Source organism: Mycoplana azooxidifex (genome assembly GCF_014196765.1).
In the GTDB taxonomy this organism is placed as follows: domain Bacteria; phylum Pseudomonadota; class Alphaproteobacteria; order Rhizobiales; family Rhizobiaceae; genus Mycoplana; species Mycoplana azooxidifex.
On the sequence record NZ_JACIEE010000009.1, the window covers coordinates 99,007 to 116,518 of the forward strand.

The following is a 17,512-nucleotide window of genomic DNA, read 5'->3' on the forward strand; positions in this document are numbered from 1 at the left end:
CACCCGGCGCGGCGATGCTCGCGCCGGCGTGCAGGGTGCGGCAATCAGGTGTTGAAGCGGAAGTGGATGACGTCGCCGTCCTGGACGATGTATTCCTTGCCTTCGTCGCGGCCCTTGCCGGCTTCCTTGGCGCCGACTTCGCCCTTGTAGGCAAGGTAATCGTCATAGGAAATGGTGAAGGCGCGGATGAAGCCGCGTTCGAAGTCGGTATGGATGACGCCGGCTGCTGCGGGCGCCTTGGTGCCGCGCACGATTGTCCAGGCACGGGTCTCCTTGGGGCCGACGGTGAAATAGGTGATCAGGTCGAGCAGGTGGTAACCGGCACGGATCAGGCGATCGAGGCCGGCCTCCTCGAGACCGAGCGCGGAAAGAAATTCCTGGGCTTCCTCTTCCGGCAATTGGGCGACTTCGGATTCGATCGCTGCCGAGATGATCACGCATTCGGCGCCCTGTTCCCTGGCCATGGCGGCGACGGCTGCTGTGTGTTCGTTGCCGGTCGAGGCGTCGGCCTCGGCGACGTTGCAGACGTAGAGAACGGGGTGCGAGGTCAGGAGGTTGAGACCCTTGAGGGTTTCGATATCTTCCGGCGCCAGCGTCTTCAGGAGAAGGCGGGCGGGCTTGCCTTCGTTCAGGAGCTTCACCACGGCTTCCATGATCGGCAGTTGCGCGGTGGCTTCCTTGTCCTTGCCGGTGGCGCGCTTGCGCGTCTGCTCGACGCGGCGCTCCAGGCTTTCCAGGTCCGCGAGCATCAGTTCGGTCTCGATCGTGTCGGCATCGCCGACCGGGTTGATGCGGCCTTCGACATGGGTGATGTCGTCATCCTCGAAGCAGCGCAGCACGTGCACGACGGCATCGACTTCGCGGATGTTGGCGAGGAACTTGTTGCCGAGGCCTTCACCCTTGGAGGCACCGCGCACCAGGCCGGCGATGTCGACGAAGGAGATGCGGGTCGGGATGATCTCCTTCGACCCGGCGATGGCGGCGAGCTTCTGCATGCGCGGATCGGGGACCGCGACTTCGCCGGTGTTCGGCTCGATCGTGCAGAAGGGATAGTTGGCGGCCTGCGCGGCGGCCGTCTTGGTCAGCGCGTTGAAGAGGGTGGACTTGCCGACATTCGGCAGCCCGACGATACCGCATTTGAAACCCATGGAAATGGTCCGTCCGTGTCTTAAGGATCCTTGCCCTCGCTATGGGGGAAGGGCCGGAGGAGGTCAAGTCCGCAGCACCGCGAATACGGGCACGGGGCGCGTCGCGCGATGGCACGACATCAATACAATCATCCAGTCAATATTGTTCATGGATCGGTCGTTTCTCTGCGCATCAAGACTGAACCGGCTGCGTCACTCTGCCGTCTCGACAACGCCTGGTGCTGATTGTATTGATATGACTGCATTCAATGACGATATTGAATGGCTCGTTCGGAAGGATCCGCATCATGGTCGAGGACTATCCACCACTGCCGCCGATGGAGACAGGCATCAGGGGACGCTGTCCGCGCTGCGGCCAGGGACATCTGTTCGACGGCTTCCTGACGCTGAAGCCGAAGTGCGAGGCTTGCGGGCTCGACTATTCCTTTGCCGATCCTGCCGACGGTCCGGCCTTCTTCGTGATCTGTTTCGCCTGCGTGCCCAGCGTCCTGCTCGCGGTCTGGCTGGAGGTCACCTTCAGCGCTTCGTTCTGGACGCAGCTCTTCGTGACGGGACCGTTTCTCCTTGCCACCTGCATCCCGCCGCTCAGGCCGTTGAAGGGGTGGCTGGTGGCCAGCCAGTATTTCTACAAGGCCGAGGAAGGAAAGGTCGTCCGCACCCAGCAGCAGGGGTGACGGCGCGGCTGCGGCGTGCGACCGGCGCTGCCGGAAGGTTCTCTTCGGATCGGAATCCGCCCTTGCCCTTGCGACGCCGCGGATGGCGTTGCACAATGGCGGGGCAATAGCCGCGAAGGCTGCCCCGATCCTTTAGGAGACGTCCCTTCCGATGAGCAGCAAGGACACGGCGGTCAGGCCGAAGACCGCCACCAAGCCGAAGCTGGAGCGTCCGAAGCTCTACAAGGTGATCCTCGTCAACGACGACTACACGCCGCGCGAGTTCGTCACGCTCGTGCTGCGCGCCGTCTTCCGCATGGGCGAGGAGGCGGGCTACCGGGTGATGATGACGGCGCACAAGCTCGGGACCTGCGTGGTCGTGGTCTGCGCCCGCGACATCGCCGAGACCAAGGCGACCGAGGCGACGGATCTCGCCAAGGAGGCCGGCTTTCCGCTGATGTTCCGGACCGAGCCGGAAGAGTAGGCGGGCAAGGTTGCTCGGGCGACCGCCTGCCGCGCCGGGGGCTCACTCGCCCTTGTTGCCGAGCAGTTTCTTCAGCATATCCGCCATCGGGCCTGATGTCGGCAGAACCTTGGGCTGGTTGTGGTTGCGCGCCGGGCGGATGTGGGACTGGCCGGCCGGTTTCCTGGGCGCAGCGCCCTTCTCCTCCGGCGTGCCGCCTATGGCGAGCGCCAGCTTGTTCATCAGTTGCGAATCCTCGGCCCGCACGAGCATGTCGGCATTGATCGCCAGTTCGTGGAGAAGGGGATCGAGCCAGGCATGGTCGGCCTTGGCGAAATCGCCGAGCACATGGTTGTGCACCAGCTCCTTGATGCCCGGATGGCCGATGCCGAGCCGCAGACGGCGATAGTCGCGGCCGCAATGGGCGTCGAGCGACTTCACGCCGTTGTGGCCGCCGTGGCCGCCGCCGGCCTTGATGCGCGCCTTGCCGGGCGCAAGGTCGAGCTCGTCATAGATCGCGACGATGTCCTTCGGGGCGAGCTTGTAGAAGCGCATCGCCTCGCCGACGGCTTCGCCGGAAAGATTCATGAACGTCTGCGGCTTGATGAGCAGCACCTTCTCGCCGGCAAGCTCGCCCTCGGCGATCTCGCCCTTGAACTTCCTGGACCACGGCGAGAACGGGTTCTTGCGGTGAATGGCGTCCACGGCCATGAAGCCGATGTTGTGCCGGTTGCCGGCATATTTGGGGCCAGGGTTGCCAAGGCCTGCGATGATCAGCATGGGACGCGCTCGCGTAGTGTCGAAAAGACCGTCTCTCTGCCGCTGTCCCACCGCCAATTGCGGGCGATGTCAACCGATTTCTGAGGACACGGCGATCCCGCACATGGCGCGGGCCGATCTATCGCTGTGCCGTGCGCGTGTTGGGAGGCAGGCCGTAGCGGGCGAAGATCGCATCCTGGTCGCCACTGGTGACGAGGGCGTCGAGCGCCCGCTGCAGGGCATCGATCGTCTCCCGGGGTACGGTCCTGTTGCAGGCGATGCCGTAGACCTGCCCCTCCATGAGCATGGCCCGCTCGATCGGTTCGCCTTCGGCGATCAGCGCGTCGTAGGTCTTCACGGAGGTCGGCATCAGGTCGATCCGGCCGCTCTTGAGCTTGCCGAGCGTGATCGCCATGTCGGTGGCGAGGTCGATGTCGGTGAAGCCCAGTTGCTTCAGGACATCGTAGCCGATGTCGCCGCGCTGCGAGCCGACCCTGAACGCGCGGGCCTCTTCGAGCGTGGTCGCGACGATCGGGCTGTCCTTGCGCTTGATCATGACCATCTGGTCGCGGAGCAGGGGCTCGACCCAGCTGAACTTTTCGTGCCGATCGGGGGTATGGCCGGTGGTGAAGACGCAGTGGCGGGCCTCCCGTTCGGCCAGCATCAGGGCGCGCGCCCAGGGCATGATCTCCATGCGGTAGGAGACGCCGGCCGCTTCGGCAATCTTGCGGACCTGTTCTACGGCGATGCCCCGGATGCTACCGCCCTCGGAATAGTTGAAGGGGGCATATTCCTCCGTCACGAAGGTGATGTCGGCGGCAAGGCCAGGGCGGACGAGACTTGCGCCCACGGCCAGGAGGGCAAGGGCGGCAAGGACGATCTTCGTCGGCATCATTCTCGCAAACCCTCTCAGAGCTGTCCGGCCATGGCGGTGCGTTCATGACTCGGCTGTCGGGCGGCGAGGTGCGGGAGCCTCGCCATCAGGCTGGAAAGGGGGAGCGGCTCGCTGAAGAGATAGCCCTGGCCGAAATCCAGACCGATCTCGGTCAGCATCTGCAACTGGTGCTCGGTCTCGATGCCCTCGGCGACGACGATGCATCCCATCTGGTGCGAGATCATCGTGATGCCTTCGATCAGCGTGCGGCTCTTGCGGGTGATTTCCGCCTCCTGCGTGCCGATGGATCGGACGAAGGACTGGTCCACCTTCACGATGTCGACCGGGAAACGGTTGAGATAGCTGAGCGAGGAGTAGCCGGTCCCGAAGTCGTCGAGGGCGATCCGGCAACCGAGTTCGCCGAGCGCGTCCAGCACGTGGCGAACCGCGGGATTGTCGAGCATCAGCACGGCCTCGGTGATCTCCACGACGATCCGCGAGGCGGTGACGCCGTGTTCGAGCAGGATGGCGGCGAGCCGGCTCGGCAGGGCGGCGTCGAATTGCAGCGGCGAGAAGTTGACGGCGAGGTAGCAATCTCCCATGCCGCTGACCTGCGAAACCGCCGAAAGGCCACGGATCGCCTTTTCAAAGATCACGTCGCCGACCTTGCCGATCGCCCCGTTCTCTTCCGCCACGCCGACGATTTCGTCGGGGACGAGCACGCCCTTTTCCGGATGACGCAGGCGCATCAGCGCCTCGAAGCCGGCGATGCGGCCGGTGCCGAGTTCGACGATCGGCTGCAGGTAAGCCTCGAACCAGTCCTCGCGCAGCGCCTGCTCGATGCACTGCTCGATCTCGAGGCGCTTGCGGGCGATGTCGACGATCTCGTCGTCGAACAGCCGCGTGCCGTTCTTGCCGTTGCGCTTGCGGGCATACATCGCCATGTCGGACTTCTGCAGGAGATCGCCGGCGCTTGCGGCATGATCCGGGTAGACGGCGACGCCGATGCTGGCGCTGACGTTGAGCCGGCTGCCGTTGATCACCACCGGTTCCTTGAGGGCGCCGCACAGCCGCTCGCCGATGTCCATCGCCACCTGGACGGCATCCGCCGAGATGAGCAGGATCGCGAACTCGTCTCCGCCCAGCCGGGCGATCATGTCGTTGAAGCGCAACTGGTTGCGCAGGCGGACCGCGACCTCGCACAGGACCTGGTCGCCCACGGCATGGCCGAGATTGTCGTTGATCCACTTGAACCGGTCGAGATCCAGGAACAGGCAGGCAAGCTGCTGTTCCTCTTCCTCGGCCTTGGCGATGAGTTCGCCCAGCACCGATTCGAAGCCCTGGCGGTTGAGAAGCCCGGTCAGGTGGTCGGTGATGGCCTGTCGGTGGTTGCGGTTTTCCGCCTCCTTCAGGCCGGAGACGTCGGTCATCACCGAAAGCGTCGGCCCGCGCTGCCCGCTGCCTGCCTCCATGCCCGCCTCGAGGACCAGCACGTCCATCACCGATGCATCGGCCCGGTGGAAGCGGACAGTCACTTCGCAGGCTCCCTCGCCGTTGATGCCCTTCTCGTGGCGGTCACGGTAGATCAGGTGGTCGGCGGCATCGACGAATTCCGTAAACCCCCTGCCGATCACGGCCTCGCGGCTGTAGCCGGTGGCGACCAGCCAGTAGTCGCTGACGGCGGCGATGCAGTTGTCCGCATCGATCGTGAACAGCATGGCGGGGGTTCCGTTGTAGATCTCGGTGGTGCGGGCATGGGCCAGCTTCAGCTCGTTTTCCTCGCGCTCCAGCCGGCTCTGCATTTCGTTGAAGTTGCGGGCGAGGTATCCCATCTCGTCGTTCGACGTCCAGTCGACCTGGTGGCGCGAGCCGAGACGCCGGGTCGCCTCGATGGCGGCCGTCAGCCGCATCAGCGGCCGGATGATCGTGACGCGGTTGCCGATGATCGCGGCGACGAAGAGCGTGCCCACGGCGAAGAGAAAGATGAGGAATACGGCGGTCTCGTCCCTGGTGAAGCGCGAGAGCGGGCCGGCCTCGGCGACCCAGATCTCGGCGCTTCCGACCTTGCGCGTACCCTCGCGGGCCTCGTAGAGGATGTCGGAGACGACCGTCGACTGCACCGTGTCCCGATCCGGCGGGGACGGGGGCATCTGGATGTCGATCGTGCCGGAGGTATCGCGGACTCGGACATAGATCACGTTGGCACCGGCCTGCAAGGCGGCCACGATCGTCCCGGTGCTGTCCGCATCCAGGTCCCAGAGTGGCTTGCCCAGCGCCTGCACGTTCGCCTGGAGGAGGATCTCTGCGTCGTGCAGCCGTTCGCGGGTGACGCGCTCGGACGAGAGGGCGAGGAAGAGGGCAAAGAGCGGGGCGACGAAAAGCAGGAAGGCGCCGAAGACGATCGCGACGAAGCGGCTTTCGACAGAATGGATCTTCATGCCATCCCCCTTGCAGTGCCGGCACCAGTCGCCAGCATGTCTTTTTCTCGTTTGGTCTCAAACCCGCCTGTGAGTATTTCTTGAATTTCTTAAATGTTATTGAAGTCAACGCTTTCGGGCACAAGAAAACCCGCCTCCGTTTCCGAAGGCGGGTTTCGATCGAACGAACCGACTTGGAAGAAGCTTATTCTTCGCTTGCTTCGGCTTCGGCTTCCTCTCCCTTCGCGGCAGCGGTGCCGACGATGGTTGCGACGGTGAAGTCGCGGTCGGAGATGACCGGGCTGATGCCCTTCGGCAGCTTGGTGTGCGAAATGTGGATGCTGTCGCCGATCTTCAAACCATTAAGGTCGAAGGTGATGGCTTCCGGAATGTCGTTGGCCGGGCAGTGCAGCTCGACTTCGTGGCGAACGATGTTCAGCATGCCGCCCTGCTTGATGCCGGGGGACTTCTCTTCGTTGACGAAGTGAACCGGAACCTGGACGGTGACGCGGCTGTCGGCGGAGACGCGCAGGAAGTCGACGTGCAGGGTGAAGTCGCGGACCGGGTCGAGCTGGTAGTCCTTCGGCAGGACCGAGATCTTCTCGCCGTTGACGTCGATCGTGGCAACCGTCGTCATGAAGCCGCCGGCGTGGATGCGCTGGGTGACGTCCTTGGTCGACAGGGCGATCGAAATGGGGGCCTTCTTGTCACCATAGATGACAGCCGGGATAAGACCGTTGCGGCGAAGTTCGCGGGAGGACCCCTTACCAACCCGTTCGCGCGTCTCGGCCTTGAGCTCGTAGGATGCGTGGCTCATAGCATGGACCTTTCAAGTGTTACTGGAGAGCTTCGCCGGGCGTGGCACAGGCCGCGACCGTCCGAAACTTGAGGATTTCGTGAAAGCCTCATCCGCGTTTGCCTCCAAGGGTGTCTGCGCGGACGCCGGTCGCATAGCCGAGAACGCCCAAAAATGCAAGAGCGGGCCGGAATATCCGGAAACTCAGGCCTTCCTGGACCGGCGCTTGGCGGCGAGGCGGCCGAGGCCCATCATCAGGCCGCCGGCGACGAGCCCCCAGAAGGCGCCGGAGATGCCGCCGAAACTGACCCCCGAGGCCGTGGTCAGGAAGGTCAGCGCCGCCGCTTCACGCGTGTCCGTTTCCCTGAAGGCGTTCATGGCGGACCCGGCGAAGGCGCTGATCAGGGCTAGGCCCGCGACTGCCTGGATGAGGACCGGTGGGGCCAGGGTGACGAAGGCGGTGACGGCACCTGCCAGGAGGCCGAAGATCACGTAGACCACGCCAGCGACGATCGCCGCCCAGTAGCGGCGGCGCGGATCCGGATGGGCATCCTCGCCGGCGCACATCGCAGCCGTGATGGCGGCGAGATTGACCGCGTGACCGCCGAACGGCGCGCTGAGCAGCGAGAACAGGCCGGTCGTGGCAAACAGCGGTCCGGGGTTCGGCTCGTAGTAGTTCACCTTGAGGACCGCGATGCCGGGAATGTTCTGCGAGGCCATCGTGACGATGAACAGCGGCAGGGCGATGCTGACGACGCCGGCGAGATTGAAGACCGGTTCGACGATCTCCAGCGGCGGCAGGAATTGGCCGGCGATAGCCGAAAGCGCGCCTTGCGGGATGTCGATGCCGAAGGCAAGCACCAGCGCGAAGGCGCAGAGTGCTGCCGGAACGGCAAAGAGCCGGTTGATGGCGCCGACGATCCCCCAGGCGCCGACGATTGCGAGGCCCAGTACCGGGTCGAAGGCGATCGCCTTGACCGGGGCGAAGCAGAGACCGATCAGCACGCCGGCAAGCATGGCGTTTGCCAGCGTGGCGGGAATGGCGGCGACCATGCGCCCCAGCGGCTTCCAGAGCCCGGCGAGCACGATCAGCGCAGCACAGATCAAAAACCCGCCAACGGCTGCGCCGAAGCCGCCTTCGACGGTGCCGGAACTTGCGAGCAGCGCAGCACCGGGCGTCGACCAGGCGATCGAAACCGGAAGCCGCGTCCATGCGCTGAGCACGATTGCGCACAGTCCCATCGATACGGACAGGGCCATCAGCCCCGAGGCCGCCTGCGCTTCGCTGGCGCCCACGCCGGTCAGGCCGTGCAGCACCACGGCAAAGGAGCTGGCAAAACCGACAAAGGCGGTGAGCAGGCCCATGAAGAGCGCTTGTAGGGAGAAGTCGCGGAGCATGTGGAACTATGACGAGGGTTGGCGGATGGACGTTCGTTAGCACAACTTGCGGAGGATGCGAATGGCCCGCCGGCTCGACGCCCATGCTTGCTTTGCCGCGCCGGCGGGAGATGGATTACGCCCGCGCGCCGCCCATCGTGCCACGCAAGGGGTAGCGCAGGATGGTCAGCGGCGGCATTCTCCAGGGCGCACGACGCGAAAGCCGTCGTTGCCGGCCGAGCAGGCGTTCGGGAACGTGCGCATCCTGCCGTCCCGTTCGGCGCAGACGGGAGCATATTCCATCGTGCACATGCGCTCCGGTTCGCGATCGGGGCGCTCGGGTCTGCCGGGACGATCGGGACGGGGAGGCGGCTGCCGACGGCATTCGCCGCGGGCGACGATGCGGAAGCCGTCGCTTCGCGCCTCGCAGGCGTTGGAGAAGGTCTGCCGGCGTCCGCCGCGTTCGCCGCAGACCGGGGCGTATTCGCGCGTGCAGGCGCGGACGTCGGGTTCACTGCGGCATTGCCCGCGATGGGCGATATCGAAGCCGCGGCTGCGGGCCTCGCAGGCATTGGGGAAGGTCTGGCGGCGCGCGCCCCGCTCACCGCAGACCGGTGCATACTCCATGGTGCAAGCGGCCGGCGGCCGCGGCGACGGTCCGCCGCCATGGCCGGGAGATGTCTCGACCGTGCAGGCGGCGAGGAGCGGAAGAAGGCTTAAGGAGATGCAAAGACGACGCGCGTACCTGGTGATGAAACCTGCATTGTCGGGCATGCGCGACCTCCCAAAGTCCCAAAGTGCCGGCTAATAATATACTCGACGCCGATGCCCTCCCATGTTACCGGCAGCGGCAAGAGGCATTCAAGACGGTTTTGCGATGCATGTAGGTCATATCATCATCATAGGTGCCATGAAGGCCGGCACCACGACGCTCCATAATCTCCTTTCACAGCATTCGCAGATCACGATGTCGCATGTGAACGGTTACAAGAGCATGAAGGAACTCGACTATTTCCTTCAAGACCGCGGGCGGAGCTACGATCGCTACTTCAGGAAGGGACCGCCCGAAGGGACGTGGACGCTCGAGGCTTCGCCGAGTTACTCGAAGAACTATCTCGAAAACGGTTGCGCGGAGCGCATTGCGGCCCTGAAGAAGCAGAAGAAGCTCGTCTATATCCTGCGCGACCCGATCGACCGCATCGATTCCCAAATGTCCCACAATGTGAGCAGGGGGCGGACCCTGCCGGAACCGAGAGCGCTGCGAGTCTACAGTAACACGTCCCGATACTGGAGCCACATCCAGCGGTTCGATGCCGCGGGGCTTTCGGATTCGCTGCTGCTGCTCGATTTCGACGATCTTTGCCAGGACCCCGTGGGCACGGCGCGCAAGGTGCAGGAGTTCGTCGGCCTGGGTCTCGAGGATCCTGCGGACGTCCGGGTCCACAATTCACGCCGGACTGCCGGGCGCGTCCTGACCGAGGAGCAGGAGCGGTCCTATTGGGCGCGCGTTCGCCCGGATGTCAGGGCGCTAGCCGTCAGCGGCCGCTTTCCGGCTGCGCAGAAATGGCTCGATACGTGGTCGGCCAAGTTCGGCCGCTCGTCTCCCCGCCGTCGTTCTCCCGAGTGACAAACCCCGCTGGCCGTGCGGCCGCGAGGCAGGCCGATCGTCGTTTCAGAACAGGAAGTCCGACTTGGTCAGGTCGGCGATCTTCACGCCCTTGAGGATGAGAACGTCGCCGTGGCCGCCGTCGATCCACACGTCCGGCCCATGGGCGCGCATGTGGTTCTGCTTGAGGTCCGTAAAGCCGGTGACGGATCTCAGGCCGGAGATATCGAGCCTGTCCTGGTCGTTGCCGGAAGGGTCGAAATCCCGGATCGTGTCCCGGCCGTAGCCGCTCTTGAAGATGAAGGTGTCGGGACCGGCGGCTCCTGACAACGTGTCCGTGCCGGCGCGGCCGTCGAGGATGTCGTGACCCTTCGTTCCCTTCAACGTGTCGGCCTTGCCCGTGCCCCGGAACATGTCGGTGGCATGCATCGAAGGTGATGGTGTTGGGGCTGGGGTCGATGTTCTTGCCGCCGTTTGCCGTCTTGCCGTCATCCAGAACCTGAAATTTCAGGGAAGCGAAACCCTTGCCGAATTCATTGGCCCGGGGCGTGAACGCAAGCTTGCCGATGTCCGACACATCGACCACCTGCCCGGCCTTGACCGCTTTGCCGGCAAGGGTAAGCGTGCCGGCGACGGGAAGGGATGCGATTTTGACGGCATGGAACGCGTCGCCGTCGACCTTGTCGGAAAAGCCGAAATCGCCGACCTTGAAGCTGTAGCGCTTGTCCTCGACGATCCTGATCGTCTTGCTGGCGCCCGAAGGGGCATCGTTGACCTCGGCGATGTCGAAGCGGAGCCTGTTCGGCGTCGGATCGATGTTTTTGCCGCCGTTCGCGGTGCCGCCGTTGTCGATGACCTGGAAGGTAAAGGACGCCGTGCTGGTGGCGTTGGCGGGCGGCGCGTAGGCGAGCTTTGCGATGTCTGCCGCGGCAACCGTCTGCCCGGCCTTCACCGCCTTGCCGCTCAGCGTCAACGTACCGGTTGCCGGCAGGCTGGCAAACTTGACCGCCTGCAGTGCGTGGCCGTCCGACTTGTCCGAGAAACCGAAGTCGGCTGCCTTGAAGGCGTGGCGGCCGTCCTCCCGCAGGGCGACGGTCCTGTCGGTGCCGGACGGCGCGTCGTTCACCGGCGTGATCCGAAAGCTGAGCAGGTTCGGTGTCGGGTCGATGTTCTTGCCGCCGTTTGCGGTGCCGCCGTTGTCGACGACCTGGAAGGTGAGGGACGCCGTGCCGCTCATGTTGGCAAGCGGCGTGTAGGCGAGCTTTGCGATGTCTGCCGCGGCAACCGTCTGCCCGGCCTTCACCGCCTTGCCGTCGAGCGTCAGCGTGCCGGAAGACGGCAGGCCGGCGATCCGGACCGAGTGCAGGGCATGACCGTCCGCCTTGTCCGAGAAGCCGAAATCTGCTGCCTTGAAGGCGTGGCGACCGTCCTCCAGCAGGGCGATGGTCCTGTTCGTGCCGGACGGCGCGTCGTTCACGGCGAGGATGTCGAAGCGCAACGTCTTCGGCGTCGCATCGATCCCGCCGCCGTCATCGATTACCTGAAACGTGAAGCTCGTCAAACCGCCGGCGTTGGCCGGGGGACTGTAGACGAGGCTGGACAACTGCTCGGCATCGATCCGCTGGCCTGCGGCGACCTTTTTCCCGTCAAGCAGGAGCGCGCCGGCCGGTAGGCTCGTCACCTGGAGCATCGAGAACGCGTCGCCGTCGGCATCGTGAAAACCGAAATCGGCAGACCGGAAGATGTGCGAGCCGTCCTCGAGGATCGAGATGGCCCGGTTGCTGCCCGATGGCGCATCGGCCGTGGGGGCGACGTCGAAGGTGATCGTGTTCGGCAGGACGGCCACGTTGCGCGATCCGTCCGCGCCACTGGCGCCGCTATCGACGACGCGAAAGCCCATGGCGGCATGGGACGTTCCGTAGCCGTCAGGGTCGGGCCGGTAGACGAGGCGGGCGAGATCCTCGACGCTGATGCGCATGCCGGCGGTGACAGCCTCATCCCCGAGGCTGAGTGTCCCGCGATCCGGGAGGCTTGTGATCTCGATGGCCGTGAGGCGGTCATGGTTGGCGTCCCGAAGCTCAAAGTCGTCGCGGTCAAATCGATAGGTGCCATCCTCGGTGAGCGCCACGGTCCGATCCACGCCCTCCGGCGCGTCGCTTACATAGTTCACCTCAATGTGGTGGACCGCGGTGATGCCACCCTCCTTCACAGTGACGGTGATGAAGAAATCCCCGCCGGCGACCGCGGTGATGGTGGCGGGCTGGTTCGGGGCTATACCCGGTCGGCCATCGATCTCGAACACCCCTCCGTCGAGGCTTCCGTCGGCATTGATGCGCAGGCCCACCAGCGCCGGCGGCTCCCCGTCTGCGCCAGGCTGCATCCATGTCGCGACAATGTCTCCATCGGTCATCTGCGCCAGTGCCAGCGAACCGTATGCCGATGGTGACGACAGGTCGAACGACACGGCGTTGGTCTCTTCCAGCGCCAACGCATCGATGAAAACGATGCCGAGGCTGCCGTCGGAGATCCAGCCGGCGATCAATCCGCCGTCTGGCAACGTCGCGATCGCCGGCGGTTCAGGGGTCACGGCGATCGTCTTCAGTTCCTGATATTGAAGCTCGGCATCGAAACGCAGGCCGAGGATCGCGTTGCTGTAGGCGCCATACTGGATCCCGACAATGCTGAAGCCGCCTTCCTCGTCCGGGACGAAGCAGGGTTCGTAGAAATAGTCGGGATAGATCGTCCGCTCGCCGGACGGCGCGCCCTGTGCATCGTAGGCCTGCACGTTGACGCCCCGCCAGTCCACCCATGCCACGATGCTTCTGCCGTCCGAGACAGTTCCGACGACCGCGCCGTTGATGTAGGTCCACTCTTCCGAGGCGAGGATCTCGGGTTCCCCGCCGACCGGTTCGCCGTTCGCATCGAGAAATTGCCGGTACAGGGTAGGGCTGCTCATGCCATGCCAGAGGAGAATGAAACCCGCCTCCGGGTCGCCGGAGCGCGGAACCAGCCAGAGCTGCACGGCGCCGATATTGCCTTCGAGCGTGAAGGTCTGCGCTTGTCCGTCGACCGTGAATCCGTGAATTGCGATGGCCGTGCCGTCGTCCGGATGGGCAATGATATAGCGCCCATGGCCGTCACCGACCGTCACCGCCCGCCTCGGCGGCACCGATTGATCGAGGAGCACCATCGTTCCGGTTGCATGGCTCATGGCTCAAACCCCTGTTAGGGGCGAGCTCCCGCCACGCGAAAGCCCTCGCGCTAGCCTGCTGGCACGCGCGTCGGTCCGTTCGCCTCACTGATGGCGTTGCTACTCTTGTCCCCGGTCGCCAAGCTAGAATACAATTCAACGTTGCGCAATCGTTGCGCGCATTTTTCGGCTTGCAAGTTGTAAAATGGTTACTTTGGCCGATTCGTTTCGGCGACCGGCAGCAGTCGTTCGCCGCTCGCGCGGTGCAGAGCGCGCACTGGCAAGGGCGGGCGGGATGTGCTGAGAGGACCGGCCCGGGTGCCGGTCGGCGTCAATCGAACAGGCTGGATACGGATTCTTCGGCGGCCGTCCGGTTGATCGCTTCGCCGAGCAGGCCGGCGGTGGTGATCACGCGGATGTTGTGTGCCGACTGGACCGCCGTCGTCGGCTGGATCGAGTCGGTGATCACCAGTTCCTTCAACTTCGACGAGGTGACGCGGGCTACGGCACCGCCGGAGAGCACGCCATGGGTTATGTAGGCGGTGACGCTGGTGGCGCCGTTCTTCAGCAGGGCTTCGGCGGCGTTGCAGAGCGTTCCGCCGGAATCGACGATGTCGTCGATCAGGAGGCAGTCCTTCCCCGCCACCTCACCGATGACGTTCATGACTTCGGATTCGCCCGGCCGGTCGCGGCGCTTGTCGACGATGGCGAGCAGACAGTCCAGCCGCTTGGCCAGCGCACGGGCGCGCACCACGCCGCCGACGTCGGGAGAGACGACCATCACGTTCTTCAGGTCGTAGTTTTCCTTCACGTCGCGCGCCAGGATCGGGATGGCGTAGAGGTTGTCCGTCGGAATGTCGAAGAAGCCCTGGATCTGGCCGGCGTGCAGATCGAGGGTCAAGACGCGGTCGGCGCCGGCTTCGGTGATCAGGTTGGCGACGAGCTTGGCGGAGATCGGCGTGCGCGGACCGGGCTTCCGGTCCTGGCGGGCATAGCCGAAATAGGGGATCACGGCGGTGATGCGGCGGGCCGACGATCGCCGCATCGCGTCGATCATGATCAGCAGTTCCATCAGGTGGTCGTTCGTCGGGAACGAGGTCGACTGGACGAGGAAGACGTCCTCGCCGCGTACGTTCTCCTGAACTTCGACGAAAATCTCCTGGTCTGCAAAACGACGCACGCTTGCGCGGCCTAGGGGAACATTGAGATAGTTGCAGATCGCTTCGGCCAGCAGCCGGTTCGAGTTGCCCGCGAAAACCTTCATCTATGGTCCGCCTGTCTGATGGCCTACGAGAATGCCGATGGGCTGCCTTTTAGCGTTCCCCAGCGTGAATGCAAGTCCCGTGCCTAAGGGTTTTCCGCTCTTTCCCTCACCTAGTGCCCGCGAGGGTGGTCCTGACCGTGCCTGTGCTGAGCCAGACGTGCATGCAAATGGCGGCTCTTGCGGGTCTGTCCGTGCATATTGCGCGTGACGGTGGAGGGACCGTCGATGGCCGGGCCTGTCCCGCATCCGGAGCAGCGAAGGACGGTTTTTACCCATTCTGGTACCGCATGGTGGTGGATTCGAAGCGCGGTGCCTGCTCCACGATGACCCGCAAGGTCCAAGGTTAAGTCTTTCGGGGGAACACTTCGGAAGCCGACTGCATGAATTTGTCTACGTGGACAAACGGCATATCCCAGAACACCATGGTCCATCCTGAAAACACTCCTGAGTTGTTTGCTGATTTAAGCAACGTCAGTGCATGGCCGTGGAAATTCCTTGAAAGTACTTGCCGGATGGCGGGAGGCGAAGATGGCTAATGTAAATTTGGCCGCGTTCAAGTGGCTCGCACGCATCAATCCCATCAACAGCACGATCGTCGGCACGCGATACGCCGACGTCCTGGCCGCGGCAGCGGAGCGGGATGCCGTCTTCGGGATGGACGGCAACGACGAACTGAACACGACCTACAATCGCACGGGGCTTGTCGGCGGCAAGGGCCATGACTGGCTCAGCACGGACGTCCTGGTGCTGGCGTCGTCCAGTGATCCCGTCGAGGGGCTCGCCATTCAGTATGGCGGCAAAGGCAGGGACAGGCTGGATTCGAAGGTCACGCTGCAGAGCGATGGCCCGCCGATTTCCAGCCAGCAGTTCAGCGCGGAGAACCTTCTCTCCGGCGGCAACGATGCCGACACGATCAAGGCCGTGGCCAATGTCACCCCCTGGATTTTCGGCAACGTCACCTTGAAGAACAAGGTTTTCGGCGGGACGGGCAACGACACGATCGATGTCCTGGCCGACGCGCGCGGCGCGATAAGGGACAATTTTGTCAGGAACGACGTGGACGGCGGCAGCGGCAAGGACCGGATCACCGCCCAGGCGGAGACCGAGCACGACGCAATGTCAGCGACGGCCATCAACGTGCTGAGGGGAGGCTCCGGCGACGATATCCTGGACGCTTCGGCGAGAGGCCGCGCGAACGGAACCGAGCTGGTGCGCAATTCGCTCAGTGGCGATGCGGGCAACGACATTCTGCGCGCCTTCGGCTACACCAACTCGAACTCGTCGTCGCCGGTCGGCATCAACGAGCTCTGGGGCGGCAGCGGCAACGACACCCTGGACGTCCGGCACGAAGACAACGGCAACTGGTTCATCGACATCACCAGCCGCCTCTACGGCGGCAGCGGAGGCGACGACCTGAAGGCCGAGATGATCTCGGCTTCGGTGGGAAGTACGGCTGCGGCCTTGCAGCATCTCGACGGCGGTGACGGCTGGGACACGCTGGAGGCACAACTGACCGTGCATGCGCGCGGCGGCACCGGCCTGTTCGACATTGCCAACGTGCTGAAGGGCGGAGACGGCAACGATCGCCTCGAGGCGTATCTCGAAGTCGCTCTCGACAATGCGCCGGAGAACGCGAGCTCGCTCGCGCAGAACCGACTCGACGGCGGCGCCCGTGACGACACGCTCATTGCAACCGTCGCTGCCGGGTCGGTCGGGGCGAGCATCCTGAAGGGCGGCTCGGGCAACGACAAGCTCACCGTGATCGGCGGGACGGACAACGAACTTGACGGAGGGATCGGCAGGGACACGTTGACCAGCGGCGTCGGCAACGATCACATGATCGGCGGCGCGGACGCCGACCGCTTCGTGTTCGCTCCGCACAACGGCCACGACACGGTCGCGTTCGAAAAGGGTGCCGACAGGATCGACCTCAAGGGTTATGCTGGAAGCGGGATCCATGCCTTCGCCGATCTCGACATCGATCTGGTGGGCAGCGACAGCGTCATCCGCTTCGACGCTGACAACGACATCACGGTTGCCGGCGTGGCGAACCTGGCTGCCGACGACTTCCTGTTCGCCTGACGTCCGTGCCGGCGAGGCGGGGCCCGATCTCTCGCGCCGCCTCAGCCGCCGTTCTGCTGTTTCCAGGACATGTATTCCTGGATCGTGCGGCTGGCGATCGCTTCCATCGTGCCTGCGGGAACGGCCGCCCAGGGATCCTTCGCCGTCGCCTCGACGCTGTCCTGGCCCTGGATGCGGTGCAGGCGGGCGCCGGAGCTGTCGAGCACGTCCCAGACATAGGTGACGGTGGTCCTGCCGCCGTCCGCCATGGCCGAGAAATAGCCCTTCAGGATATGGCGGCTGGTGTTGTCGGAGGAACTCTTGATCGTCAGGCCCTGCGCCCGCGCCTGCGCGCCGAGCTGGCGCGAGAGCGGCGTCACTGCTTCCACCGGCGCACCGATGATCGGCAGGAAGCGGATGCTTTCACCGGAAGCGGGGTTCACTGCCGCCGTCTGCGTCTGCGGGGCGGCGGGCTGCTGAGTTGATGCTGCGGATTGCTGCGCCTGGGGTGCCGTGGGCTGGCGGGGCGTCTCCCCGGTCGCCGGCGTGGTGTTGCCGGGCGAGGGGTCGTCGATGACGGCGCCGCCTTCGCCGCTTGCAACCGGGTTGGCATTGCCGTTCGACAGGGCCGCGGCCTGCGATTCGAGGCTGTCCGAAGGGGCCGGCTGCCGCGGCGCGCCCATAGCGCTCGCCTGCGCGTTGCCGACGGGGCGGCTGTCGGCGCTCATCTGGTCCAGGTCGCGCTGCGTCACCGGCGGCGACTGGGCCGCTGCACCGCCCACGTCCATGGGTGGCGTCAGCGCATCCGTGCTGTTGCAGCCTCCCAGGAAAAGAAGACCGATCAGGGCCAGCCGTTGCTTCAGCTCACGCATCCGTTTCACGTCCGCCGTCCGGAAAGTCGCAT

The 17,512-nt window shown here is 64.6% G+C and carries 14 protein-coding genes; 4 read left to right on the forward strand and 10 right to left on the reverse strand.

Features of this window, described 5'->3' with window-relative positions; all coding sequences use genetic code 11:
* Positions 1-44 precede the first annotated feature (44 nt).
* Entirely contained in the window at positions 45-1,148 is a 1,104-nt protein-coding gene (ychF, locus tag GGQ64_RS20810) for a redox-regulated ATPase YchF (protein ID WP_183807259.1), read from the reverse strand.
* Positions 1,149-1,435: 287 nt separating this feature from the next.
* Between ychF and GGQ64_RS20815 the strand changes: the two genes are divergently transcribed.
* Positions 1,436-1,822: a DUF983 domain-containing protein gene (locus GGQ64_RS20815; protein WP_183807421.1), complete on the forward strand. Its 387-nt coding sequence runs from the start codon at positions 1,436-1,438 to the stop codon at positions 1,820-1,822.
* Between the two features lie 151 nt (positions 1,823-1,973).
* A complete protein-coding gene (clpS, locus tag GGQ64_RS20820; RefSeq protein ID WP_183807260.1) occupies positions 1,974-2,285 on the forward strand; it encodes an ATP-dependent Clp protease adapter ClpS in 312 nt (103 codons plus the stop codon).
* Between the two features lie 42 nt (positions 2,286-2,327).
* On the opposite strand, the gene pth is transcribed toward clpS, so the two are convergent.
* From pth to GGQ64_RS20850, 6 genes are all read right to left on the reverse strand, one after another.
* Positions 2,328-3,044: an aminoacyl-tRNA hydrolase gene (gene pth, locus GGQ64_RS20825; RefSeq protein WP_183807261.1), complete on the reverse strand. Its 717-nt coding sequence runs from the start codon at positions 3,042-3,044 to the stop codon at positions 2,328-2,330.
* 118 nt (positions 3,045-3,162) lie between these two features.
* Positions 3,163-3,918 (reverse strand): substrate-binding periplasmic protein, encoded by a 756-nt coding sequence (locus tag GGQ64_RS20830; protein ID WP_246422821.1) that lies wholly within the window; start codon positions 3,916-3,918, stop codon positions 3,163-3,165.
* Between the two features lie 14 nt (positions 3,919-3,932).
* Positions 3,933-6,335: a putative bifunctional diguanylate cyclase/phosphodiesterase gene (locus GGQ64_RS20835; protein WP_183807262.1), complete on the reverse strand. Its 2,403-nt coding sequence runs from the start codon at positions 6,333-6,335 to the stop codon at positions 3,933-3,935.
* Between the two features lie 184 nt (positions 6,336-6,519).
* On the reverse strand, positions 6,520-7,131 hold the full coding sequence (locus GGQ64_RS20840) for a 50S ribosomal protein L25/general stress protein Ctc (protein ID WP_183807263.1): 612 nt from the start codon (positions 7,129-7,131) through the stop codon (positions 6,520-6,522).
* Positions 7,132-7,314: 183 nt separating this feature from the next.
* Positions 7,315-8,508 (reverse strand): benzoate/H(+) symporter BenE family transporter, encoded by a 1,194-nt coding sequence (locus GGQ64_RS20845; protein ID WP_183807264.1) that lies wholly within the window; start codon positions 8,506-8,508, stop codon positions 7,315-7,317.
* Positions 8,509-8,673: 165 nt separating this feature from the next.
* Positions 8,674-9,261, reverse strand: a complete 588-nt coding sequence (locus GGQ64_RS20850) for a Kazal-type serine protease inhibitor domain-containing protein (RefSeq protein ID WP_183807265.1) — start codon at positions 9,259-9,261, stop codon at positions 8,674-8,676.
* A gap of 103 nt (positions 9,262-9,364) precedes the next feature.
* Here GGQ64_RS20850 and GGQ64_RS20855 point away from each other — a divergent pair, with 103 nt between their 5' ends.
* Positions 9,365-10,114, forward strand: coding sequence for a sulfotransferase family protein (locus GGQ64_RS20855; RefSeq protein ID WP_183807266.1), 750 nt, complete (start codon positions 9,365-9,367; stop codon positions 10,112-10,114).
* On the opposite strand, the gene GGQ64_RS20860 is transcribed toward GGQ64_RS20855, so the two are convergent.
* The gene (locus GGQ64_RS20860) at positions 10,023-13,304 is read right to left on the reverse strand and encodes an Ig-like domain-containing protein (protein ID WP_183807267.1); all 3,282 of its coding nucleotides are present in this window, start codon (positions 13,302-13,304) and stop codon (positions 10,023-10,025) included. The two genes, GGQ64_RS20855 and GGQ64_RS20860, sit on opposite strands and share 92 nt — an antisense overlap.
* Positions 13,305-13,614: 310 nt before the next feature.
* Positions 13,615-14,547, reverse strand: coding sequence for a ribose-phosphate pyrophosphokinase (locus tag GGQ64_RS20865; RefSeq protein ID WP_183807268.1), 933 nt, complete (start codon positions 14,545-14,547; stop codon positions 13,615-13,617).
* Between the two features lie 528 nt (positions 14,548-15,075).
* Here GGQ64_RS20865 and GGQ64_RS20870 point away from each other — a divergent pair.
* Positions 15,076-16,629, forward strand: a complete 1,554-nt coding sequence (locus GGQ64_RS20870; protein WP_183807269.1) for a calcium-binding protein — start codon at positions 15,076-15,078, stop codon at positions 16,627-16,629.
* A 41-nt stretch (positions 16,630-16,670) separates the two neighbouring features.
* On the opposite strand, the gene GGQ64_RS20875 is transcribed toward GGQ64_RS20870, so the two are convergent.
* The gene (locus GGQ64_RS20875) at positions 16,671-17,480 is read right to left on the reverse strand and encodes a hypothetical protein (protein ID WP_183807270.1); all 810 of its coding nucleotides are present in this window, start codon (positions 17,478-17,480) and stop codon (positions 16,671-16,673) included.
* Positions 17,481-17,512: the final 32 nt, after the last annotated feature.

Coding starts and splice junctions, on each gene's coding strand:
- ychF (WP_183807259.1), bottom strand. CDS start 1,148: ATGGGTTTCAAATGCGGTATCGTCGGGCTGCCGAATGTCGGCAAGTCC.
- GGQ64_RS20815 (WP_183807421.1), top strand. CDS start 1,436: ATGGTCGAGGACTATCCACCACTGCCGCCGATGGAGACAGGCATCAGG.
- clpS (WP_183807260.1), top strand. CDS start 1,974: ATGAGCAGCAAGGACACGGCGGTCAGGCCGAAGACCGCCACCAAGCCG.
- pth (WP_183807261.1), bottom strand. CDS start 3,044: ATGCTGATCATCGCAGGCCTTGGCAACCCTGGCCCCAAATATGCCGGC.
- GGQ64_RS20830 (WP_246422821.1), bottom strand. CDS start 3,918: ATGATGCCGACGAAGATCGTCCTTGCCGCCCTTGCCCTCCTGGCCGTG.
- GGQ64_RS20835 (WP_183807262.1), bottom strand. CDS start 6,335: ATGAAGATCCATTCTGTCGAAAGCCGCTTCGTCGCGATCGTCTTCGGC.
- GGQ64_RS20840 (WP_183807263.1), bottom strand. CDS start 7,131: ATGAGCCACGCATCCTACGAGCTCAAGGCCGAGACGCGCGAACGGGTT.
- GGQ64_RS20845 (WP_183807264.1), bottom strand. CDS start 8,508: ATGCTCCGCGACTTCTCCCTACAAGCGCTCTTCATGGGCCTGCTCACC.
- GGQ64_RS20850 (WP_183807265.1), bottom strand. CDS start 9,261: ATGCCCGACAATGCAGGTTTCATCACCAGGTACGCGCGTCGTCTTTGC.
- GGQ64_RS20855 (WP_183807266.1), top strand. CDS start 9,365: ATGCATGTAGGTCATATCATCATCATAGGTGCCATGAAGGCCGGCACC.
- GGQ64_RS20860 (WP_183807267.1), bottom strand. CDS start 13,304: ATGAGCCATGCAACCGGAACGATGGTGCTCCTCGATCAATCGGTGCCG.
- GGQ64_RS20865 (WP_183807268.1), bottom strand. CDS start 14,547: ATGAAGGTTTTCGCGGGCAACTCGAACCGGCTGCTGGCCGAAGCGATC.
- GGQ64_RS20870 (WP_183807269.1), top strand. CDS start 15,076: ATGGCTAATGTAAATTTGGCCGCGTTCAAGTGGCTCGCACGCATCAAT.
- GGQ64_RS20875 (WP_183807270.1), bottom strand. CDS start 17,480: ATGCGTGAGCTGAAGCAACGGCTGGCCCTGATCGGTCTTCTTTTCCTG.